This window comes from Streptomyces sp. EDA2-14, assembly GCF_054963755.1.
The window spans coordinates 258107-280635 of record NZ_JBUEGE010000008.1 but is presented as its reverse complement, the minus strand read 5'-3'; the positions used below and the strand labels follow the sequence as shown (position 1 = coordinate 280635).

The following is a 22529-nucleotide window of genomic DNA, read 5'->3' as shown; positions in this document are numbered from 1 at the left end:
TACGTGCCGAGCACCCGAGCGTACGAGATCACGCGGGGCCCACACCGGGGCGTTCAGCATGCGGGCAGCGCCCGCGCGTGCCCCGTCCGGGTCGCGTGCGCGTGGGCTTCTTCCCCGGTGGGCGGCCCGGCGATTACGTTGTGGCTTCCGGTTGACCTGAGGAGGATCTTCCCGTGGCAGACCGCACACCCCCGCTGACCGTGGAGGAGCTGACCGCCCTCGTCGAAAGCGGCGAGATCGACACCGTGGTCCTCGCGTTCCCCGACATGCAGGGCCGCCTCCAGGGCAAGCGCTTCGCCGCCCGCTTCTTCCTCGACGAGGTGCTCGACCACGGCACGGAGGGCTGCAACTACCTGCTCGCCGTCGACACCGACATGAACACCGTCGACGGTTACGCCATGTCCTCCTGGGACCGCGGCTACGGCGACTTCGCCATGCACCCCGACCTGTCCACCCTGCGCCGCGTCCCCTGGAACGCGGGCACCGCCCTGCTCACCGCCGACCTCGCCTGGGACGACGGCTCCCCGGTCGTCGCCGCGCCCCGGCAGATACTGCGCCGCCAGCTCGACCGCCTCGCCGCCCTCGGCCTCACCGCGCAGGTCGGCACCGAACTCGAATTCATCGTCTTCAACGACACGTACGAGCAGGCCTGGGACGCGGACTACCGGCACCTCACGCCCGCGAACCAGTACAACATCGACTACTCCGTCCTCGGGACCGGCCGCATCGAGCCGCTGCTGCGCCGCATCCGCAACGAGATGGCGGGCGCGGGCCTGACGGTCGAGTCCGCGAAGGGCGAGTGCAACCCCGGCCAGCACGAGATCGCCTTCCGCTACGACGACGCCCTCGTCACCTGCGACCAGCACGCCATCTACAAGACCGGCGCCAAGGAGATCGCCGCGCAGGAGGGCCGCTCCCTCACCTTCATGGCGAAGTACAACGAGCGGGAGGGCAACTCCTGCCACATCCATCTCTCGCTCGCCGACGCCGACGGTGCGAACGTCATGGCAGGCCCCGGCGGGCACGGCATGTCGGAGATCATGCGGCACTTCCTCGCCGGGCAGCTCGCGGCCCTGCGCGACTTCTCCCTCCTGTACGCGCCGAACATCAACTCCTACAAGCGGTTCCAGCCTGGCTCCTTCGCGCCGACCGCCGTCGCCTGGGGCCACGACAACCGCACCTGCGCGCTGCGCGTCGTCGGCCACGGCCGCTCGACCCGCTTCGAGAACCGGCTCCCCGGCGGCGACGTCAACCCGTACCTCGCCGTGGCGGGCCTCGTGGCGGCGGGCCTGTACGGGGTCGAGAACAAGCTCGAACTGCCCGAGGCGTGCGCCGGAAACGCCTACACCGCCGAGTACGAACACGTCCCCACCACCCTGCGCGAGGCCGCCGAGCTCTGGGAGAACAGCCCGCTCGCCAAGGCGGCCTTCGGGGACGAGGTCGTCGCCCACTACCGCAACATGGCGCGCGTCGAACTCGACGCGTACGACGCCGCCGTCACCGACTGGGAACTGCGCCGAGGATTCGAAAGGCTGTGAAAGGGACCCCTGTGCTGCACGTACTGAACCCGGCCACGGAAGAGCTCGTGGCCACCGTCCCGCCCACCACCCGCGAAGGCGTCGACGCCGCCGTCGTCCGCGCCACCGGCGCCCAGCGCGCCTGGGCGGCGGCCGCCCCCGCCGACCGGGCCCGCCTGCTGCGCCGCTTCGCGGCCACCGTCGACCAACACCTGGAAGAACTGGCCCAGTTGGAGGTGCGCGAGGCCGGGCACCTCATCGGCAACGCCCGCTGGGAGGCAGGCAACGTACGCGATCTGCTGGAGTACGCGGCCGGGGGAGTCGAGCGGCTGAATGGCCGTCAGATCCCGGTGCCCGGCGGCCTCGACGTCACGGTCCTCGAACCGCTCGGCGTCGTCGGCGTCATCGCCCCCTGGAACTTCCCGATGCCGATCGCCGCCTGGGGTACCGCCCCGGCCCTCGCGGCGGGCAACGCGGTGCTCCTCAAACCCGCGGAGACGACCCCGCTGACCGCCCTGCGGCTCGCCGAGCTCGCCCTGGAGGCGGGGCTGCCCGAGGGGCTCTTCCAGGTGCTGCCGGGGGAGGGGCCCGTCGCGGGCGACGCCCTCGTCGAGCATCCCGGCGTGGCCAAGATCGTGTTCACCGGCTCCGCCCGCGTCGGCAAGCGGGTCATGGCCAAGTGCGCCGACCGCGTGAAGCGGGTGACCCTCGAACTCGGCGGCAAGAGCCCGAACATCGTGTTCGCCGACGCGGACGTCGAGGCCGCGGCCCTGGCCGCCCCCATGTCGTTCCTCGACAACTCCGGACAGGACTGCTGCGCCCGCACCCGCATCCTCGTCCAGCGGTCCGTCCACGACCGGTTCCTGGAGCTGCTCGCCCCGGCCGTCGAGTCGGTCGTCGTCGGCGACCCGGCGGACGAGAAGACGCAGATGGGACCGCTCATCTCCAAGGCGCAGCTGGAGCGGGTGCGTTCCTACGTCCCGCTGTGCGAGCCCGCCATCAGGGGCGCGGCCCCGCAGGGACCCGGCTTCTGGTTCCCGCCCACCGTCCTCACCGGCGCCGACCCCGACGCACCCGTCGCCGTCGAGGAGGTCTTCGGCCCCGTCGCCGTCGTCCTGCCCTTCGACGACGAGGCGGACGCCGTACGCCTCGCCAACGCCACGGAGTACGGACTCGCCGGTTCCATCTGGACCCGCGACGTGGGCCGCGCGCTGCGCGTCTCCCAAGGCGTCCGCGCCGGGAACCTGTCCGTCAACTCGCACTCGGCCGTGCGCTACTGGACCCCCTTCGGCGGCCACGGGCAGTCCGGGCTCGGCCGTGAACTCGGCCCCGACGCCCTCACCGCGTTCACCGAGACCAAGAACGTCTTCATCAGCACGGAAAGCCCGGAGGCCTGACACCCCTATGACCCAGGACATCATCTGCCGCCGCCTCGTCGGCCGCACCGCAGTCGTCACCGGCGCAGGCAGCGGCATCGGCCTCGCCACCGCGCGTCGCCTCGCCTCCGAGGGCGCGCACGTCGTCTGCGCGGACATCGACGCGGGCGCGGGCAAGAAGGCGGCCGAGGACGTGGGCGGCACCTTCGTCCAGGTCGACGTCACCGACGCCGAACAGGTCGAGGCGCTGTTCAAGACCGCGTACGACACCTACGGCAGCGTCGACGTCGCCTTCAACAACGCGGGCATCTCGCCCCCGGACGACGACTCGATCCTCGACACGGGCCTGGAGGCCTGGAAGCGGGTCCAGGAGGTCAACCTGACCTCCGTGTACCTGTGCTGCAAGGCGGCCATCCCGTACATGCGGCGCCAGGGCAGGGGCTCCATCATCAACACGGCGTCGTTCGTGGCCCGGATGGGCGCCGCCACCTCGCAGATCTCGTACACCGCGTCCAAGGGCGGGGTCCTCGCCATGTCCCGCGAGCTGGGCGTGCAGTTCGCCCGCGAGGGCATCCGGGTCAACGCCCTGTGCCCGGGCCCGGTCAACACCCCGCTGCTGCAGGAGCTGTTCGCCAAGGACCCGGAGCGGGCGGCGCGCCGGCTCGTGCACATTCCGGTCGGCCGATTCGCCGAGGCCACGGAGATCGCGGCGGCCGTCGCCTTCCTCGCCAGCGACGACGCGGCGTTCGTGAACGCCACCGACTTCCTGGTCGATGGCGGGATCTCGGGCGCGTACGTGACACCGGTGTGAGAACCCTGTGAGCAAGGGGCTTACGCGTGTACGGTCCACTCACATGCGTAACAGACATGTTGCCGCGTGGACCTCGGTCGCGGCCGCCGCCCTGATGGCGGCCGCGAGCCTCACCACACCCGCGGCCGCCGCCACGTCCGCACAGCCCGCCTCCGGGCGCAGTGCCTCCGCCAAGTGCCCCCAGCTGTCGAAGAAGCTGCCCTGGTACGGCCAGAACCGGGCCAAGCTCCAGCGCATGATCGACGAACGGGGAACCTGCGGCGGCCACAAGGGCCCGCGTCCCGTCGCCGCGTTCGACTGGGACAACACCGTCAGCAAGAACGACGTCACCGACGCGACCATCGCCTGGTCGCTCAAGCACGACAAGATCCTGCGGCCCGCGAGCTGGAAGAAGACCAGCAAGTGGATGACCGACGACGCCGACAAGGCGCTCACCGCCGCCTGCGGCACCGACGTCCCCGTGGGCGCCCCGCTGCCCACCTCCACCGACACCGACTGCACGGACGAGATCTTCAACATCCGTGAGTCCGGCAAGACGATGAGCGGCGCCGCCGCCTTCGAGGGCGACTGGAACCACCGCCGCACCGTGCCCCAGTACGCCTGGGTGCCCCAGCTGTTCGCGGGCCACACCGTCCCCGAACTGGAGTCGTACGCGGCCGCCGCCCGCACCGAGGCGCTCGCCGCACCCGTCGGCTCCACACAGAAGCTCGGCACGCACACCATCCCCGGCTACGTGCGCTACTACGAGCAGCAGCGCGACCTGATCCGCACGCTGCAGAAGGCCGGCTTCGACGTCTACATCGTCTCCGCCGGGTCCGAGCCGGTGACCGAGGTGTGGGCTGCGGGCTCAGGGGGTGTCGGCATCGACCGCGAGCACACCATCGCCATCCGCTCGGTCCTCGACGGCAAGGGCCGCATCACCACGTACAACGAGGGCTGCGGCGGCGTCGGCAGGAGCCAGGGCGAGGCCATCCCGTACATCGACGGCAAGCGGTGCTGGATCAACCAGGAGATCTTCCACATCAAGGGGAAGTCGGCCTGGGAGCAGCAGAAGTGGGGCAAGCGCATCGCGCTCGGCGGCGGTGACGCCGACACCGACGTGACGTTCGTGAACGACGCGACCGGCGCCCACCTCGTCCTCAACCGCAACAAGCCCGAGATCATGTGCCGGGCCTACGACAACGCCGACGGACGCTGGGTCGCCAACCCGATGTTCATCGAGCCGCTGCCGCAGAAGACCGGCACGTACCCGTGCTCCACGGCCGGGTACAACAAGCCGGAGGGCGGCTTCGGGCCGCTGCTCAGGGACGACGGCTCCGTCGTCCCCGACCAGGTCGACTCGATCCACTGAGCCCCACGTCAGGGGGTGAGGGCTACAGGAACGTGTAGCCCTCGCCCCGGTACGTCGGCACCGTCTCCACGATCCGGTCCCCGGACACCAGCCGCAGCGTCTCGAACCGCTCGCACAGCTCGCCGGCCTTCGCGTGCCGGAACCACACCTTGTCCCCGATGAGTAGATCGTCGGCGGCCGAGCCGAGCAGCGGCGTCTGCACCTCGCCGGGGCCCTCCTGCGCGTCGTAGCGCAGCCCCTCCGGCAGATACGGCACCGGCAGCCGGTCGGCGCCCGCCGCCCCCGAGGCCGGGTAGCCGCCGCCGAGCACGGTGACGACCCCGACGCCCGGCCTGCGCACCACGGGCTGCGCGAACAGCGCGGCCGGACGCCCCGTGAACGACGTGTAGTTGTCGAAGAGCCGCGGTACGTAGAGCCCCGAGCCCGCCGCGATCTCGGTCACGGCCGCCTCCGCCGCCGTGTGCTGCACGCTCCCCGTGCCGCCCCCGTTCACGAACTCCAGGTCGGGCGCCACGGACCGCACCGCGCGCACCACCTCCGCCCGCCGCACCGCCAGCTCCTTGCGGGCGGCCGCCTGCATCAGCCGGATCGCCCGCGAGCGCACCGGCCGCCCTGCGAGCGAGTCCCCGACGCCCGCGACATGACCCTCGTACGCCATGATCCCCGCGAGCCGGAAGCCGGGGCGGCGGGTCACGACGCGCGCCAGGTCGGCGAGTTGGGAGGGCGTACGCAGGGGTGACCTGAGCGCGCCGACCCGGACCCGGCCGCCGAGCGTCCGCCACGAGGTGTCCAGCTCCACGCAGACCCGGATCTCCTCGCGGCCTCCGTCCCGCGCGTTGTCGATCAGCCGCAGCTGGGCGGGGTCGTCGACCATCACGGTCACGGCCGCCGCCAGCTTCGGATCGTGCGCCAGCTCCGCGAAGCCGGAGCGGTCGGCCGAGGGGTAGGCGAGGAGCACGTCGTCGAACCCGGAGCGCGCGAGCCACAGCGACTCGGCGAGGGTGTACGACATGATCCCGGCGAACCCCGGCCGTGCCAGCACCCGTTCCAGCAGGGCGCGGCAGCGCACGGACTTGCTGGCGACGCGGATCGGCTTGCCGCCGGCCCGGCGTACCAGGTCGTCGGCGTTGGCGTCGAACGCGTCCAGGTCCACGAGCGCGAGCGGGGCGTCGAGATGAGCGGTGGCCCGGTCGTACCGGGCCCGATCGGCGGAGCGCGGTGTCATGGCCGAAGCCTGCCAGACAGGATTACCGCAGGGTAGGGGGACGGATGGTGATGGATCGGTCGATCCCGTGTGCGGAGTACGCGTTGACCTGGTCGGGCCCGTTAGAGTGACGCGCACGTTGGCTCAAGGAGACGGGGGAGGCATGAGCACGGAAGCCAGACGCGTTCCGCCGCGACCCGCCGGCCCGCCCCCGTCCACCGAACTTCCCCCCACGGCCGCACCGTTGCCCCCCACATCATCCCCGTCGCCCTCGTCCGCGTCGTCGTCCTCCGCGCCCCCGCCGCCCACCGCCTCCTCCCGTCTGCCCGACGGGCCGCCGCCGGGCGACAAGGGGAAGGTGCCGACGGCTTCGGCGGGGACCCCGGACGACGGCCGCTCCCGGCCCGCACCGCCGAAGAGCTCCGGCGTGCCGCTGCCCCCGGAGACCCCGCCCGCCCAGCGCCCGGCGCCGCCGCAGACGCCCGGCCCACAGCCCGCACCCGCGCCTGCGCCCGCAGGGAAGCCCGGTCCGCCGCCTGCTGCTGCGCCCGCCCCGGCAAGCAAGCCCGGTCCGCCGCCTGCGCCCGCAGGAAAGCCCGGTCCGCCGCCCGCGCCCGCGCCTTCGAGCAAGCCCGGTCCGCCGCCTGCACCCGCAGGAAAGCCCGGCCCGCCGCCCGCGCCTTCGAGCAAGCCCGGCGGCCCGCGGGAGACCTCCGTCGAATCCACCACCCGGCTCCGCCCCGTGCCGCCCGCACCGGCGGGCCCGCCCGCGTCCGCGACACCGCCCACGGCGCCCGCGATGCCGGGACCGCGCATACCGCCGCCCCCGTCGCAGCCGCCGCGCCGTGCCGTCGGCGCCGTCGACCTCACCCCGCGCCCGGACACCGCCGGACGGCCCTTCGTACGGTTCGCGCGCCCGGCGTACTACGACGACAGCACCACGCTCCTGCGCCCCGTCGGCCCCCGCCTGAAACCGCGCACCGCGGCCATCGCGGCCTGTCTCGTGCTCGGCCTCGGACTGATCGGCGGCGCCACGACGGGCACCCTGCTCACCGGCGGCGACAGCGGACCGCCGTCCGTGCAGACCGCGTACCGCGAGGCGGGCCAGCTCTGGCACGGCGTCCCCGTCGACCGGCTGTTCCCGCGCACCCTCAAGGGCGAGGGCGCGGGCCCCGGCCGCTCCGACCGCACCTGGACGCGGATCGGCGTCGCCCCCGACAGCACCTGCACGAAGGCCTTCGACCCGCTGCTGCACAAGGCGCTGCGCTCGGCCGGCTGTCTGCGCCTGCTGCGCGCCACGTACACCGACGCCACGCAGAGCAGCGTCACCACGGTCGGCCTGATGTTCACCAAGGCCGACGCGGAGGCCACGAAGGCGCTGCGCTCCCGCTTCCTGGAACAGGGCCTCGACCGGCGGGGGGACCTCATGCCCCGGCCCTACGCCGTCAAGGGCACCGTCGCCGAGGGCTTCGGCGACCGCCAGCGCGCGTCCTGGACGGTCAACATCCTCACCGACGCCCCGGTCGTCGTCTACGCGGTCTCCGGCTTCGCCGACGGCCGCACCGTCAGCGAGCCGGAGCCCGCCGCCGACGCCATGAAGTCCGGCGCCACCAGCGCCCCCGCCCAGGCGGGACTCGGCAACGAGGCGCAGGGCATCGCCGACCGGGTCGAACGCGACCTGCGCAAGACGGTCAAGAAGGCCGCGGGCCGGGACACGGAGCAGCAGCAATGAACCGCCGTCACACGATCGCCGCGACCGGTACCGCGGCCGTCCTCGTGCTGCTCCCCTCCACGGCCGCGCACGCCGACTCGGTCCGCGCCCAGCAGTGGGGCCTCTCCGCGCTGCACACCGACGAGGCCTGGAAGACGACCCGCGGCAAGGGCGTCACGGTCGCCGTCCTCGACACGGGCGTCGACGACGAACATCCGGACCTCAAGGGCAGCGTGCTGCCCGGCAAGGACCTCATCGGCTTCGGCGCCGAGCGCGGCGACCGCCCCTGGGCCCGGCACGGCACCGCCATAGCGAGCATCATCGCGGGCCACGGGCACGGCAAGGACGACGGCGACGGAGTCATGGGGGTGGCTCCACAGGCGAAGATCCTGCCGGTCCGGGTGATCCTGGAGGACGGCGACCCGTCCCGCTCGAAGGCCCGCGAGTCCCGTGGCAACGCCCTCGCCGACGGCATCCGCTGGGCCGCCGACCACGGCGCCGACGTGATCAACCTGTCCCTCGGCGACGACTCGAACACCGCCCATCCCGAGGCGAGCGAGGACGCGGCCGTCCAGTACGCGCTGAAGAAGGGCGTCTCCGTCGTCGCCTCCGCGGGCAACGGCGGCGAGCAGGGCGACCGCGCCTCCTACCCGGCCGCCTACCCCGGCGTCATCACGGCGACGGCCGTCGACTCCTCCGGCACCCGCGCCTCCTTCTCCACCCGCCGCTGGTACGCCTCCGTCGCCGCGCCGGGACGGGGCATCGTCACGGCCGACCCCGACCGCAAGTACTACTCGGCGTGGGGGACGAGCGCCGCCTCCGCGTTCGTGTCCGGCGCCGTCGCCCTGGTGCGCGGAGCCCATCCGCAACTGAGCCCGGCGCAGATCAAGAAGCTGATGGAGGACACGGCCGACGACCCGCCCTCGGGCGGCCGCGACGACTCTCGCGGCTTCGGTCTCGTCGACCCGGCCGCCGCGATCACCGCGGGCGCGAAGCTGAAGCCGCAGCGCCTGACCCCGGCCGCGTACGGCAAGGAGTACTTCGGGCCGGGCCCCGACGAGGAATCCGGTGACGGGCTCGCCACCTGGGTGGGCACGCTCGCGGGCGCCGTCGGGGTGCTGCTGCTCGGCGCGGCCGGCTACCTGTGGCGCGGCCACCGCCTCACGCGTCGCCGCTGACCACCGGCACCGCGGCCTTGGCCACGTCCTCGACGAGGTCGACGCCGGCGTCCTTCGTGGCGCTGCCGTGGGAGACCACGGCCACCAGGTACCGCTGCCCGTCGACGGTGACCTCGCCGACGCTGTTGATGTCCCACAGGCCGGTGGTGCTGCGCCGCAGCCACCCGTTCTTCAGCGCGGCGCCGCCGTCCCCGGCCGCGGACACGCCCCACGCCTGGTCGCTCTCCACGTTCCCCATGAGCTCCTGCACGTACGCCCGCGAGTCCTCGCTCAGCACGAGGCCGTCACCGACGCCGAACACCTGCTTGAGCAGGGTGAGTTGATCGGTCGCGGTGGTCTGCGTGAGCCCCCACAGTCCGTCGTCGCCTCCGCCCGTCCCGGTGAGCCCGAGCCGCTTGTTCGCGGCGTCCAGCGCGTCGGCCCCGCCCAGCTCGTTCCACAGTGCGGTCGTCGCGGCGTTGTCGCTGTTCTCGATCATCGCGGTGGCGTACGTCCGCTCCTGCGCGGTCAGCGTCCGCCCGTCGTCCTGCGCCCGCAGCAGCAGCGCGGCGAGCACATCGACCTTCACGATGCTCGCGGTGTCGTACGTCCCGTCGCCCGACGCGTACGAGGCGCCGGTCCCGCCCGTCACGTCGTACACGGCCACGGACACCTCGCCGTCGTGCCCCTCTACCGCCGCCTTCACGGCCTCGGCCAGTTCGGCGTCCTTGTCCACGGTCGTGGCGCTCCTCTCTGCGGCTGCGGCGTGCGAGACCAGGGCGGTCGCGTCGTGCGGGCGCGCCTGCGCGTAGACCGTAGTGCCGGCGGCAGCGGCGACGAGGACGGCGGCGGTCGCGGCGCAACAGCGTCTCTTGGTTCGGCGGGACATACCGCGATGCTCGGCCGCCCCGCTGTGCGGACCCTGAGCCGCGGCTCAGGGTCCGCTGAGAATCCGGGCCCGGCCGCTCGGTAGGCTCGGTGAACGTGGCGAACAAGAACATTCCCGACTCCGGCTTCTCCGACGACGACGGGACGGCGGACCCGCAGCTGACCGAGGCACTGGCCGCCTGGTCGCAGGACCGCACGGCCCACGGCCCGGTCCTGGCGGCGCTCAAGGGCACCCGGCTGCTCGTCCCCGTCGTCGCCGTGCTCGGCGAGGTCGAGGAGGACGAGAACGGCCTGCGCCGCGAGAAGACCAGCGACATGGCGGTCCCGACCCTGAAGGCGGCGGGCCGCAAGGCGCTCCCCGCCTTCACCTCGACCGCGTCGCTCGCCCTGTGGGACCCAGAGGCCCGCCCGGTCGCCGTCCCGCTGCACCAGGCGCTCCAGGCCGCCGCCCACGAGAGGGCCGACACCGTCGTCCTCGACGTCGCGGGCCCCGTCCCGTACGAGCTGACAGGACCGGCCCTGTACGCCCTCGCGGAAGGCCGCACCGACGCCGACCCGCTCGCCGACCCCGCCGTCCGGGACGCCGCGCGTGCGGCGGTCGCCGCCGAGCCGTCCGTGGACCGCGCCTACCTGGGCCCCGGCCGGTCGGACGGCACGCTCGCCCTGGTCCTCGACGCGGGAGCCGACGTCCAGGCCACGGCTCAGGCGGTCGCCTCCCGTATCGCCGCCGACGAAACACTGAGGGCCCGCCTGGTGCGCGGCCTCGACCTGGCACTCCTGCCGGCCGGGGCGACGCCGCCGGGCGAGCCCCTCTACGTACGTCGGTGATGGTGGCCGCGTACGCCGTACGCGGCCCCGTGCCCGCTCAGCCGTACACGGGGCCCGTGTACTTCTCGCCGGGGCCCTTGCCCGGCTCGTCCGGGACGACCGAGGCCTCGCGGAAGGCGAGCTGCAGGGACTTGAGGCCGTCCTTCAGGGGCGCGGCGTGGAAGGAGCTGATCTCCGTCGCGCTGCCGTCGAGCAGGCCCGCCAGGGCGTGGATCAGCTTCCGTGCCTCGTCGAGGTCCTTGTGGGCGTCGCCCTCCTCGGTGAGGCCGAGCTTCACCGCGGCGGCGCTCATCAGGTTCACCGCGACCGTCACGATGACTTCTACGGCGGGCACCTCGGCGATGTCGCGGGTCAGCGCGTCGTAGTCCGGGTTGTCGATTGCGGGGGTCGCGTCACTCATGGGCCCCACGATATGTCGCGCGCACTCGATTGGGCGCACCCCCCAAGTCCTGCTAACCTTGTGTAACGACCGGCCGGACGCCATGTCCTCGATGCGCTCGATGTGCTCGCGGAATCAGTGACCGGCCCACAAGTGGAGGCTCCGATCTCCCACCTGACCGCCCGACCAGGGCGGTGGGTCACCGGTCAGACGGTCACCGTCGTTCCGTACGGACGACGGAACCGTCCGATACTGCGCCCCGCGGTTCACCGTGGCGGTGCTCCGGTAGTTCATGGAGCCCTGCCTGTGTACCGTCCGGGGCATTTTTTGTGCATCGGCGCGGTTGGTACTTACGTCACAAACGTACGCGGCGGTCCGCCAGGCCGTCGTGTGGTGCTACCGAGGAGGATCCATCAGCGCCGAGCCCCGCATCAACGACCGGATTCGCGTTCCCGAAGTGCGACTTGTCGGTCCCAGCGGCGAGCAGGTCGGGATTGTTCCGCTTGCCAAGGCCCTTGAGCTTGCTCAGGAGTACGACCTCGACCTGGTCGAGGTGGCGGCGAACGCCCGTCCGCCCGTATGCAAGCTCATGGACTACGGGAAGTTCAAGTACGAGTCGGCCATGAAGGCCCGTGAGGCGCGCAAGAACCAGGCGCACACGGTCATCAAGGAGATGAAGCTCCGGCCGAAGATCGACCCGCACGACTATGACACCAAGAAGGGTCACGTCGTCCGGTTCCTCAAGCAGGGCGACAAGGTCAAGATCACGATCATGTTCCGTGGTCGCGAGCAGTCCCGTCCGGAACTCGGCTTCCGGCTGCTGCAGCGTCTCGCGAACGACGTCCAGGACCTCGGGTTCATCGAGTCGAACCCGAAGCAGGACGGCCGAAACATGATCATGGTCCTCGGTCCGCACAAGAAGAAGACCGAGGCGATGGCCGAGGCCCGCGAGGCTCAGGCCGCTCGCAAGGCCGACGCGAAGGCCAACCCGGGACGTTCGCAGAACGCCGCCGAGGACCAGGCCGACGAGGACGTCGCCGAGGCCCCCGCCGAGGCTCCGGCCGAGGCATGATCCGTGCGGCGCACAGCCTGTGCGTCACGGATACCAACTGACACAACTGACGTTCCACCACGGCCGGTTCGCGCCCCGCGCACGGACCGGCCGGGAATGCCACTGACGAGGAGAGAACGGCGCCATGCCGAAGAACAAGTCGCACAGCGGTGCCAGCAAGCGCTTCAAGGTCACCGGCTCCGGCAAGGTGCTCCGTGAGCGCGCCGGCAAGCGCCACCTGCTCGAGCACAAGTCGTCCCGCGTGACGCGTCGCCTCACCGGCAACGCCGAGATGGCCCCGGGCGACGCCGCGAAGATCAAGAAGCTTCTCGGCAAGTGATGTACGGGCGTATCCACGCCCTGTACGTCGGCTAGACCGGGACCCAATCGAATTCGGGTCGGGTGAAGACAACCCCGGCCCCGCTACAAGGAGTTAACAGTGGCACGCGTCAAGCGCGCGGTGAACGCGCACAAGAAGCGTCGGGCGATCCTCGAGCAGGCCAGCGGCTACCGCGGTCAGCGTTCGCGCCTGTACCGCAAGGCGAAGGAGCAGGTCACCCACTCCCTCGTCTACAACTACAACGACCGCAAGAAGCGCAAGGGCGACTTCCGTCAGCTGTGGATCCAGCGCATCAACGCCGCTGCCCGCCAGAACGGCATGACGTACAACCGCCTCATCCAGGGTCTGAAGGCCGCCAACATCGAGGTGGACCGCAAGATGCTGGCCGAGCTGGCCGTGAACGACATCAACGCGTTCGCCGCCCTCGTCGAGGTCGCGCAGAAGGCGCTTCCGGCCGACGTGAACGCGCCCAAGGCTGCGTGAACGCTCCGCTGAGCCGTATGTGACGTGGGACCCGCAAGCCGCCCGGCTTGCGGGTCCCACGTTGTTCGGGGTTCCGCCCCGGACCCCGCTGCTCAATCGCCGCAGGGGCTCAATTCACCCATCCCTCCCGAAAGTCAGTCGCATGGTCGCAACGCCCGAGTTGATCTCTTCCAAGTCGCCCCGCGTGAGCGCTGCGCGGCGGCTTGCCAAGCGGAACTTCCGGGGGAAGGAACGGCAGTTCCTCGCCGAGGGGCCGCAGGCCGTGCGGGAGGCCGCCGCGCACGGCGGGCTCGTCGAGCTGTTCGCGACCGTCGACGCCGCCGAGCGGTACGCCGACATCGTCGGGGAGGCCAGGGCGGCCGGTGCCCGCGTGCACCTCGCCGAAGAGGACGTCATCGGCGACATCTCCACCACCGTCACCCCGCAGGGCCTCGTCGGCGTGTGCCGGTTCCTGGACACCCCGTTCGAGGAGATCCTCGCCGCGCGGCCGAAGCTCGTCGCCGTCCTCGCCCACGTGCGCGACCCCGGCAACGCGGGCACCGTGCTGCGGTGCGCCGACGCCGCGGGCGCCGAGGCCGTCGTGCTGACCGACGCCTCCGTGGACCTGTACAACCCGAAGGCCGTGCGGGCCTCCGTCGGCTCCCTCTTCCACCTGCCCGTCGCCGTGGGCGTACCCGTCGAGGAGGCCGTCGCCGGGCTCAAGGAGGCGGGCGTGAGGATCGTCGCCGCCGACGGCGCGGGGGAGGACGACCTCGACGACGAGCTGGACCAGGGCACCATGGGCGCCGCGACCGCCTGGGTGTTCGGCAACGAGGCCTGGGGCTTGCCCGAGGAGACCCGCGCACTCGCCGACGCCGTCGTGCGCGTGCCCATCCACGGCAAGGCGGAGAGCCTCAACCTCGCGACGGCCGCGGCCGTGTGCCTGTACGCCTCCGCGCGTGCGCAGCGCGCCCCCGGAGGGTGCCGCTCCGTCACTCCCAGCTAGTAGGGTGACTCTTCCGGATCGACCGCCGGAAGGGGGAGCGCGGGGAGATGAGCGTCGTCAACACGGGCGGCTCACGCCGCCCGAGCGGCCCTGACGCGACCGGTCCCGACAGCCTCACGGCACTCGGCCTGCACCCCGACGACCTGCCCGACGGACTCGTCGTCGCCGACGAGCAGGGCCGCGTCAGCTGCTTCAACGCGGCGGCGGAGCGCATCACCGCCGTCTCCGCGGACACCGCCCTGGGCGCACCGCTGGAGCGCGCGCTTCCGCTGGAGGACCTCGAAGGCCGGCGCTGGTGGCAGCTCACCGACCCGTACGGCGGGCTCGCCACGCGGATCGGACAGCCCGAGCGGAACCTGCTGCTGCCGGGCGGCCGGGAGGTCCTGGTCACCGCGCGTTATGTGCGGACCCGGCCCACAGGACCCGTGCGCCGTGTCGTCGTGTCGATCCGGGACACCGAGGCCCGGCGGCGTACCGAACGCAGCCACGCCGAGCTGATCGCCACCGTCGCCCACGAGCTGCGCTCCCCGCTGACCTCGGTCAAGGGCTTCACCGCGACGCTTCTCGCCAAGTGGGAGCGGTTCACGGACGAGCAGAAGCGGCTGATGCTGGAGACCGTCGACGCCGACGCGAACCGGGTCACCCGGCTCATCGCCGAACTCCTCGACATCTCCCGCATCGACTCCGGCCGGCTGGAACTGCGCCGCCAGCCCGTCGACATCGCGGCCGCCGTCTCCCGGCACATCCAGGCGCACGTCGCCTCGGGCCAGTCGGCCGACCGGTTCCTGCTGCGGGTCAAGCACCCGCTGCCCGATCCGTGGGCCGATCCGGACAAGGTCGACCAGGTCCTGAGCAATCTGCTGGAAAACGCCGTGCGCCACGGCGAGGGAACCGTCACCATTGACGTCGAACCCACCAAGCCCACCGGCACGTCGGTCACCGTGAGCGACGAGGGCCCCGGCATCCCGGAGGAGTCCATGAACCGCGTCTTCACCCGCTTCTGGCGGGGCAGCAAGCGCGGTGGCACGGGCCTCGGGCTCTACATCGTCAAGGGCATCGTGGAAGCACACGGCGGGACGATCACCGTGGGTCGGGCGCCCGGGGGCGGCGCCGAGTTCCGATTTACGTTGCCCGTGGCGACGCCGGCGTATCTCACCAGCTGACCGAAGCAGCCGGCCGTCGGGCACCACGGGCGCATTCGCACACCTCACCCCCGTTAGACTCGTCCTTTGGCACGTTTGCGTCCCCGCCACTCGACGGCCGTCGAACGCGTCTGCGGGACCCTCAGCCAAGCCAATCGGAAGCACGGGAAGAGATGTCGGCACCGAACAAGTCGTACGACCCTGTCGAGGTCGAGGCACTGAAACCGGAAGAGATCGAGCGCGTCCAGCAGGAGGCGCTCGCTGCCTTCGCCGCCGCGGACTCGCTCGAGGCGCTTCAGGAGGCCAAGGTCGCGCACACCGGCGGCACGTCGCCGCTGGCGCTCGCCAACCGCGAGATCGGCGCGCTGCCGCCGCAGGCCAAGGCCGCGGCCGGAAAGCTCGTCGGGCAGGCCCGCGCCGCCGTCGGCCGGGGCCTCGCCGCCCGCCAGGCCGAGCTGGAGGCCGAGCGCGACGCGCGCGTCCTGGTCGAGGAGGCCGTGGACGTCACGCTGCCCTACGACCGCGCGCAGGCCGGCGCCCGGCACCCGCTGACCACGCTCTCCGAGCGCATCGAGGACGTCTTCGTGGCCATGGGCTACGAGGTCGCCGAGGGCCCGGAGATCGAGGCCGAGTGGTTCAACTTCGACGCGCTCAACATCGGCCCCGACCACCCCGCCCGCGGCACCCAGGACACCTTCTTCGTCCAGGGCACCGAGCAGGCGCAGGGTGACGACGAGGCCGGTCTCGTGCTGCGCACGCACACCTCGCCGGTGCAGATCCGCTCCATGCTGGACCGCGAGCCCCCGGTCTACGTGATCTGCCCGGGCCGCGTGTACCGCTCCGACGAGCTGGACGCCACGCACACCCCGGTCTTCAACCAGGTCGAGCTGCTCGCCATCGACGAGGGCCTGACCATGGCGGACCTCAAGGGCACCCTCGACCACATGGTCCAGGCGCTGTTCGGTCAGGGCATGAAGACGCGGCTGCGCCCGAACTTCTTCCCGTTCACCGAGCCGTCCGCCGAGATGGACATGGTCTGCTACGTGTGCCGCGGCGAGTCCGTCGGCAACCCGGACCGCCCCTGCCGCACCTGCTCCTCCGAGGGCTGGATCGAGCTGGGCGGCTGCGGCATGGTCAACCCGAAGGTGCTCGTCGCCTGTGGTGTGGACCCCGAGAAGTACAGCGGATTCGCCTTCGGGTTCGGCATCGAACGGATGCTGATGTTCCGCCACAACGTCGAAGACATGCGAGACATGGTCGAGGGTGACGTCCGCTTCACCCGGCCGTTCGGGATGGAGATCTGATGCGTATCCCGCTTTCCTGGCTGCGGGAGTACGTCGACCTCCCCGCCTCCGAGACCGGCCGCGACGTGCAGGCCAAGCTCGTGTCGGCCGGCCTCGAGGTCGAGACCGTCGAGCAGCTCGGCGCCGGCCTCAAGGGCCCCCTCGTCGTCGGTCAGGTGCGATCCATCGAGGAGCTGGAGGGCTTCAAGAAGCCGATCCGCTTCTGCACCGTCGACGTCGGGCAGGCCAACGGCACCGGTGAGCCGCAGGAGATCGTCTGCGGCGCCCGGAATTTCGCCGTCGGCGACAAGGTCGTCGTGGTCCTGCCGGGCGCCGTCCTGCCCGGCGACTTCGCGATCGCCGCGCGCAAGACGTACGGCAAGACCTCGCACGGCATGATCTGCTCCACCGACGAGCTGGGCATGGGCGACGACGGCACGCACGGCATCATCGTGCTGCCGCCGGAGCACGAGGTCGGCACCGACGCCATCGAGCTGCTCGAACTGGTCGACGAGGTCCTCGACATCGCGGTGACCGCCAACCGCGGCGACTGCCTGTCCATCCGCGGTGTCGCCCGCGAGGCCGCCATCGCCTACGGTCTGCCGCTGCGCGACCCGGCGCTCCTCGACGTCCCGACGCCGAACGCCGACGGCTACCCGGTGCAGATCACCGACCGCCTCGGCTGCGACCGCTTCACCGCGCGCACCGTCGGCGGCCTGGCCCCCGAGGCCCGCTCCCCGCTCTGGCTGCAGCGCCGCCTGCAGAAGGTCGGCATGCGCCCGATCTCGCTCGCCGTCGACGTCACGAACTACGTGATGATGGAGCTCGGCCAGCCGCTGCACGCCTACGACAGCTCCCTCGTGCAGGGCGCGATCGGCGTGCGCCGCGCCGAGCAGGGCGAGGAGCTCACCACCCTCGACGGCGTGAAGCGCACGCTGGACGCCGAGGACCTGGTCATCACCGACGAGCGCGGCCCGATCGGCCTCGCCGGTGTCATGGGCGGCGCCAACACGGAGATCGCGGACCACGAGGAGAGCGCCGGCACGACCGACGTCGTCATCGAGGCCGCGCACTTCGACGCCGTCTCCATCGCCCGCACCGCGCGCCGCCACAAGCTGTCCTCCGAGGCGTCCAAGCGCTTCGAGCGCGGCGTCGACCCGCAGGCCGCGTCGGCCGCCGCCCAGCGCGCCGTCGACCTGCTCGGGCTGCTCGCGGGCGGCAAGGCGGGCGCCGGTGTCACCGAGGTCGTCGCCCCCTCGGGGCCGCACACGATCACCATCCCGGCCGACCACCCGGACAAGGTGGCGGGCGTGGCGTACGGCCGCGAGACCGTGGTGCGCCGCCTCCAGCAGGTCGGCTGCGACGTGTACGGGCAGGACGCCCTGACGGTCACCGTGCCGTCCTGGCGCCCCGACCTCGCGGACCCGAACGACCTCGCCGAAGAGGTCATCCGCCTCGAGGGCTACGAGAACCTGCCCTCGACGCTGCCGAAGCCCCCCGCGGGCCGCGGACTGACCGCGCGCCAGCGCCTGCACCGCCGCGTCGGCCGCGCGCTGGCCGGCGCCGGTTACGTCGAGGCGCTCAACTACCCGTTCCTGAGCGAGGGTGCCTTCGACCAGCTGGGCCTGGCGGCGGACGACGCCCGCCGCACGGTCGTCAAGCTGATCAACCCGCTCAACGACGAGGAGCCCGTGCTCCGTACGACGCTGCTGCCGGGCCTGCTCTCGGCGCTGCGCCGCAACGACGGCCGCGGCAGCCACGACCTGGCGCTCTTCGAGACCGGCCTGGTGTTCCGGCCGACCGGCGAGGAGACCGCCCCGGTCCGCCTGCCCGTCGACCGCCGCCCGACCGACGAGGAGATCGCGGGTCTCAACGCGGCGCTGCCCGCCCAGCCGCGGCACGCCGCCGTCGTCCTCGCGGGCGCCCGCGAGCAGGCCGGCTGGTGGGGCAAGGGCCGGCAGGGCGACTGGGCCGACGCGATCGAGGCCGCGCGCACCCTCGCCCGCGAGGCGCGCGCGGAGCTCACGGTCCGCGCCGACCAGCACGAGCCGTGGCACCCCGGCCGCTGCGCCGCCCTGTACGTCGACATCGACGGCACGGAGACGCTCGTCGGCCACGCCGGTGAGCTGCACCCGCGCGTCGTGAAGGCGCTGAGCCTGCCCGAGCGCACCTGCGCGGCGGAGCTGGACCTCGACCTCCTGGAGCAAGCCGGCACCGGCCTGATCGAGGCGCCGCGGATCTCCACGTTCCCCGTCGCCACGCAGGACGTCGCGCTGGTCGTCGACAGGACGGTCCCCGCGGGCGAGGTCGAGAAGGCGCTGCACGAGGGCGCCGGTGAACTCCTCGAGTCCATCCGCCTGTTCGACGTGTACGAGAACGCGGAGCAGATCGGCGAGGACAAGAAGTCGCTCGCCTACGCGCTGCGCTTCCGGGCCGCCGACCGCACGCTGAAGGCCGACGAGGTCTCGGCCGCCCGCGACGCCGCGGTGGCGCTGACCGCCGAGCGCACGGGCGCGGTGCTGCGCGGCGCCTGACCACGGGCGAAGCACACGAGGGGCGTATCCGGGGCACCGGGTGCGCCCCTCGCGTTATGTGTCACCTCACTCATTCGAGTGAGGATTCCCGCTGCTCGGGGCCTCGATGTGCAGACGGTCGACAGAATCGTTGCGGCCGCCGGCCGACCGGTGTGCCGTAGTGGGCCGAGGGGACCGTCGGCATGATTCGTATGAAGACCAGGGCGCCCACCCGAGTTGAACCTCGGCGCGCCCGGCGCACGTTGCTGCTCGGACTGCCGACCGTCTGGGGCGCGGTCGCCATGACGTACAAGTTCGTCTGCCCGCTCGCCCAGTTGGAGGGGATCGGGGCGCGGATCGCGACCAGCGCCGTCTTCTTCGCCGTCGGCACGGGGCTCATATTGCGTGTGCGCCACTGCCTGCTGCGGGAGTTGAGCGAGGCGCGGGAGGTCGCGGCCGCCGCCCAGTCGGTGCTGCTGCGCCCACCGCCGCCCCGGCTCGACGGGCTCGTGCTCGCCGCGGGACAGCTCTCCGCCGACCGCGGCGCCAGCATCGGCGGAGACCTCTACGACGTCGTGGCCACCGATCACGGCGTCCGCGTGGTCATGGGTGACGTACGCGGGCACGGGCTCGCCGCCCTCGGCACCGTCGGCGCCGTTCTCGGCAGCTTTCGCGAGGCCGCGCACGACGAGGACGAACTGGGCTCGCTGCTCAGGCGGTTGGAGCGTGCGCACGCCCGGTATCTGCGCCAGCGCGCCCGCGAGGAGCATCCGGCCGCCGCGCGGGAGGAGCCGGAGAGCCCGCTCGCGGAGGAGTTCGTGACGGTGCTGCTCCTGGAGATCCGGCGGGACGGCGTGGTGCACGCCCTCAACTGCGGTCACCCGTGGCCGTATCTGCTGCGCCCCGGCGGCGCGCGCTGCGTGGAGCCGATGAGCGGCGGCGATCCGATGCCGCCGCTCGGCCCGTTCCCGCTGCCCGCCGAGCTGCCGCCCGTGCGCTGCGGGCGGATCCGGCCCGGCGAGGGACTGCTGCTGCACACCGACGGCATCGAGGACGCCCGCGATCAGCGGGGCCGGTTCTTCCCGCTGCACTCCACGCTCGATGCCGCGGTGCGCCGCGGTCCCGTCGTACCGCAGGCCGTCATCCATGCCGTCTACAGTCGCCTCCTGGGTCATGTCGGCGGCCGGCTCGGCGACGACGCGGCGCTGCTCGTGCTGCGCAACGACCGGAGCAGGGTGCCCACGCAGCACACCGGGCCCGTCGCGAGGGCCGCCCACAAGGTGCTCTGAGCGTCCACGCAAGAGGCCGGAGCGCGCCGTCCGTCCGCCGCGGAGTGTGTCGGGCAGGCGAGCGGACGGACGACGCGGGATCGGGTCGTCGCGCTGTACGAGGGGGAGCCGACGACCCGGCCGGCCTCTTGCGAGGCAGTTCAGTCAATCGGGCCCATACCAGCCACAACAGAGCGCACACGCCACGGACTTGGGCATTCGGATCACACCCCGTGTGAAGCCGCCTCCATTAGGCTGGCGACACCGAGCCAACGGAGGCTTCGATGCAGCCCAACACCCTGCTCGACGCGATCCTCGACGAGGCCGGGATCTCCCATGCGGGACTCGCGGCCCATGTGAACCAGGAGGGCAAGGCGCGCGGCCTCGCCCTGCGCTACGAACACACCGCGGTGGCCCGCTGGCTGAAGGGCCAGCGACCACGCGGCCAGGTGCCCGACCTGATCTGCGAGGTGCTGGCCGCGAGACTCCAGCGGCACGTCACCCTCGACGACATCGGCTTCGGCGTCTCCTGCGAGCCGATCGCCGCGCACTCCACCACGCTCTCCGGATTCGTCGAGCGGGCCACCGCCCTGTGGCGCTCCGACCAGCAGCAGCGCCGGCACATCCTGGACGCGCCTGCCGTGACCGGCACCCCCGCCGTGATGCCGGTGTGGGAGTGGGAGAACCCGCCCGAGGACACCGACGTCTCGCGCGGCGGACGGCACCCGGTCAGCGTCGCCGACCTGGAGATGATGCGTTCGGCCCGCGCCCACTACGAGCAGATGTACCGCAAGGCGGGCGGCATCGCGACGCGCAGCCGCATCATCGGCTTCCTCAACGCCGAGGCGGCGCCGCTGCTGCGCGGCAGCTACGCCGACGACACGGGGCGCCAACTGCACCGCGCCACCGGCGGCCTGGTCGCCATCGCGGGCATCTGCGCCTACGACTCGGACGCGCACGGGCTCGCGCAGCGCTACTTCCACCAGGCGTTGCGGCTCGCGAAGGCCAGTGGCGACCGGGGGCTGGGGGCGTACGTCATCGCGCTGCTCGTCAACCAGTCGCTGCACATGCGGGACTACCGGCAGGCCGTCGCCTTCGCGGAGGCCGCGCTGCGCGCCGCCGGCCGGCACATCTCGCCCGCCCTCGCCTCGGATCTGTACGCGATGCAGGCGAAGGCGTACGCGCACCTCGGTGACGGCACGAGCGCCCTGGAGTGCATTCGGCGTGCCGAATCCGCCGCCGACCGCATCCGGCGCGGGCACGAACCGGACGAGACCGGTTATGTGCAGCCCGGGTTCGTCAACGTACAGGTGGCGGAGGCCCTGTTGAGCCTCGGTGACTACGCCGCCGCAAAGGAGCACGCGCAGGAGGCGGTGCACACCCCGGCGCACGATCGGGGCCGTGTGCACCGGCTCGCCGTGCTGAGCCAGATCCAACTGAGACAGGGAAATGCCGAACAGGCCGTGGCCACCGCCGTGGAAATGGCCGAGACCGCTCGGGGCATGGAGTCCCAGCGCCTTCGCGACCGTCTCCGGGCGGTGCGCGAGCACCTTGTGCGCAGCGGCTGCGCCGGTACGGCCGAGGCCGCCGAACTGATCGACGGAGCGCTGCGCGTGCCGCTGTGACCCTTTGCGCGGGCACACCCGTGGGCGACGATGCCGCCACTGCTGCGATATTGCCATCAACTCAGCGGAAGGTGGCAGAACCGTGCAGTGGACGAAACAGAACGAACAAACTGTGTATGAAAACCAGTGGTTCAGCGTCAACCTGGCAGACGTCGCCCTGCCCGACGGCCGGCACCTCGACCACTTCGTGATACGTATGCGCCCCGTGGCCGTGGCCACGATCGTCAACGAGGCGCAGGAAGTGCTCCTGCTGTGGCGGCACCGCTTCATCACCGACAGCTGGGGCTGGGAACTCGCGGCAGGCGTCGTCGAGGACGGCGAGGACCTCGCGTACGCGGCGGCAAGGGAGTTGGAGGAGGAGACCGGCTGGCGGCCGGGACCGCTGCGGCACCTGATGAGCGTCGAACCGTCCAACGGTCTCACCGACGCCCGGCACCACATCTACTGGACCGACGAGGGAACGTACATCGGTCACCCCCAGGACGATTTCGAGTCGGACCGCAGGGAGTGGGTCCCGCTCAAACTCGTCCCCGACATGATCGCTCGTGGAGAGGTCCCGGCCGCCAACATGGCGGCCGCACTGCTTCTCCTGCACCACCTCAACCTCGGCTAGCGCC

General features: G+C 72.0%; 20 protein-coding genes. 17 read left to right on the top strand and 3 right to left on the bottom strand.

Annotation, left to right across the window (positions count from 1 at the left end; genetic code table 11):
* Positions 1–173 precede the first annotated feature (173 nt).
* From ACY34M_RS21995 to ACY34M_RS21980, 4 genes are read left to right on the top strand one after another with little or no spacing between them, the layout of a single operon-like run.
* The gene (locus tag ACY34M_RS21995) at positions 174–1538 is read left to right on the top strand and encodes a glutamine synthetase family protein (RefSeq protein WP_462719481.1); all 1365 of its coding nucleotides are present in this window, start codon (positions 174–176) and stop codon (positions 1536–1538) included.
* On the top strand, positions 1535–2914 hold the full coding sequence (locus ACY34M_RS21990; protein ID WP_462719482.1) for an aldehyde dehydrogenase family protein: 1380 nt from the start codon (positions 1535–1537) through the stop codon (positions 2912–2914). The genes ACY34M_RS21995 and ACY34M_RS21990 overlap by 4 nt, the downstream gene beginning before the upstream one ends.
* 7 nt (positions 2915–2921) lie before the next feature.
* Positions 2922–3704 carry a 3-oxoacyl-ACP reductase gene (locus tag ACY34M_RS21985; RefSeq protein ID WP_462719483.1) on the top strand — a complete coding sequence of 261 codons (783 nt, stop codon included), beginning with the start codon at positions 2922–2924 and terminating at the stop codon, positions 3702–3704.
* A 43-nt stretch (positions 3705–3747) separates the two neighbouring features.
* The gene (locus tag ACY34M_RS21980) at positions 3748–5055 is read left to right on the top strand and encodes an HAD family hydrolase (protein ID WP_462719484.1); all 1308 of its coding nucleotides are present in this window, start codon (positions 3748–3750) and stop codon (positions 5053–5055) included.
* Between the two features lie 22 nt (positions 5056–5077).
* Here ACY34M_RS21980 and ACY34M_RS21975 read toward each other — a convergent pair whose 3' ends face one another.
* A complete protein-coding gene (locus tag ACY34M_RS21975; RefSeq protein WP_462719485.1) occupies positions 5078–6280 on the bottom strand; it encodes an amino acid deaminase/aldolase in 1203 nt (400 codons plus the stop codon).
* A gap of 721 nt (positions 6281–7001) precedes the next feature.
* Here ACY34M_RS21975 and ACY34M_RS21970 point away from each other — a divergent pair.
* Both ACY34M_RS21970 and mycP read left to right on the top strand, forming a co-directional pair.
* Positions 7002–7991, top strand: a complete 990-nt coding sequence (locus ACY34M_RS21970) for a hypothetical protein (protein ID WP_462719486.1) — start codon at positions 7002–7004, stop codon at positions 7989–7991.
* Positions 7988–9148, top strand: coding sequence for a type VII secretion-associated serine protease mycosin (gene mycP / locus ACY34M_RS21965; RefSeq protein ID WP_462719487.1), 1161 nt, complete (start codon positions 7988–7990; stop codon positions 9146–9148). The genes ACY34M_RS21970 and mycP overlap by 4 nt, the downstream gene beginning before the upstream one ends.
* Here mycP and ACY34M_RS21960 read toward each other — a convergent pair.
* Positions 9132–10016: a serine hydrolase gene (locus tag ACY34M_RS21960; RefSeq protein ID WP_462719488.1), complete on the bottom strand. Its 885-nt coding sequence runs from the start codon at positions 10014–10016 to the stop codon at positions 9132–9134. The two genes, mycP and ACY34M_RS21960, sit on opposite strands and share 17 nt — an antisense overlap.
* A 95-nt stretch (positions 10017–10111) precedes the next feature.
* On the opposite strand from ACY34M_RS21960, the gene ACY34M_RS21955 reads away from it, so the two are divergent.
* A complete protein-coding gene (locus ACY34M_RS21955; RefSeq protein ID WP_462719489.1) occupies positions 10112–10843 on the top strand; it encodes an SseB family protein in 732 nt (243 codons plus the stop codon).
* 37 nt (positions 10844–10880) lie between these two features.
* On the opposite strand, the gene ACY34M_RS21950 is transcribed toward ACY34M_RS21955, so the two are convergent.
* Complete coding sequence (locus ACY34M_RS21950; protein ID WP_462719490.1) at positions 10881–11243, bottom strand: DUF1844 domain-containing protein; 363 nt, start codon at positions 11241–11243, stop codon at positions 10881–10883.
* A 367-nt stretch (positions 11244–11610) separates the two neighbouring features.
* Here ACY34M_RS21950 and infC point away from each other — a divergent pair, with 367 nt between their 5' ends.
* The 10 genes from infC to ACY34M_RS21900 all read left to right on the top strand — a co-directional run bounded on the left by infC (position 11611) and on the right by ACY34M_RS21900 (position 22525).
* The gene (gene infC / locus ACY34M_RS21945; protein ID WP_462719491.1) at positions 11611–12294 is read left to right on the top strand and encodes a translation initiation factor IF-3; all 684 of its coding nucleotides are present in this window, start codon (positions 11611–11613) and stop codon (positions 12292–12294) included.
* A gap of 124 nt (positions 12295–12418) precedes the next feature.
* Positions 12419–12613 carry a 50S ribosomal protein L35 gene (gene rpmI / locus ACY34M_RS21940; protein WP_004933563.1) on the top strand — a complete coding sequence of 65 codons (195 nt, stop codon included), beginning with the start codon at positions 12419–12421 and terminating at the stop codon, positions 12611–12613.
* Between the two features lie 99 nt (positions 12614–12712).
* The gene (rplT, locus tag ACY34M_RS21935; RefSeq protein ID WP_266721589.1) at positions 12713–13096 is read left to right on the top strand and encodes a 50S ribosomal protein L20; all 384 of its coding nucleotides are present in this window, start codon (positions 12713–12715) and stop codon (positions 13094–13096) included.
* 142 nt (positions 13097–13238) lie between these two features.
* Positions 13239–14081, top strand: coding sequence for a TrmH family RNA methyltransferase (locus ACY34M_RS21930; RefSeq protein ID WP_462719492.1), 843 nt, complete (start codon positions 13239–13241; stop codon positions 14079–14081).
* Positions 14082–14128: 47 nt separating this feature from the next.
* Complete coding sequence (locus ACY34M_RS21925; RefSeq protein ID WP_462719493.1) at positions 14129–15244, top strand: sensor histidine kinase; 1116 nt, start codon at positions 14129–14131, stop codon at positions 15242–15244.
* 152 nt (positions 15245–15396) lie between these two features.
* Positions 15397–16527, top strand: a complete 1131-nt coding sequence (gene pheS / locus ACY34M_RS21920) for a phenylalanine--tRNA ligase subunit alpha (protein WP_462719494.1) — start codon at positions 15397–15399, stop codon at positions 16525–16527.
* On the top strand, positions 16527–19040 hold the full coding sequence (gene pheT, locus ACY34M_RS21915) for a phenylalanine--tRNA ligase subunit beta (protein ID WP_462719495.1): 2514 nt from the start codon (positions 16527–16529) through the stop codon (positions 19038–19040). Before pheS ends, pheT begins: the two co-directional genes overlap by 1 nt.
* Positions 19041–19222: 182 nt before the next feature.
* Positions 19223–20308 carry a PP2C family protein-serine/threonine phosphatase gene (locus ACY34M_RS21910; protein WP_462719496.1) on the top strand — a complete coding sequence of 362 codons (1086 nt, stop codon included), beginning with the start codon at positions 19223–19225 and terminating at the stop codon, positions 20306–20308.
* Between the two features lie 263 nt (positions 20309–20571).
* Positions 20572–21912, top strand: a complete 1341-nt coding sequence (locus tag ACY34M_RS21905) for a transcriptional regulator (protein WP_462719497.1) — start codon at positions 20572–20574, stop codon at positions 21910–21912.
* A gap of 82 nt (positions 21913–21994) precedes the next feature.
* Entirely contained in the window at positions 21995–22525 is a 531-nt protein-coding gene (locus tag ACY34M_RS21900; protein WP_462719498.1) for an NUDIX hydrolase, read from the top strand.
* Positions 22526–22529: the final 4 nt, after the last annotated feature.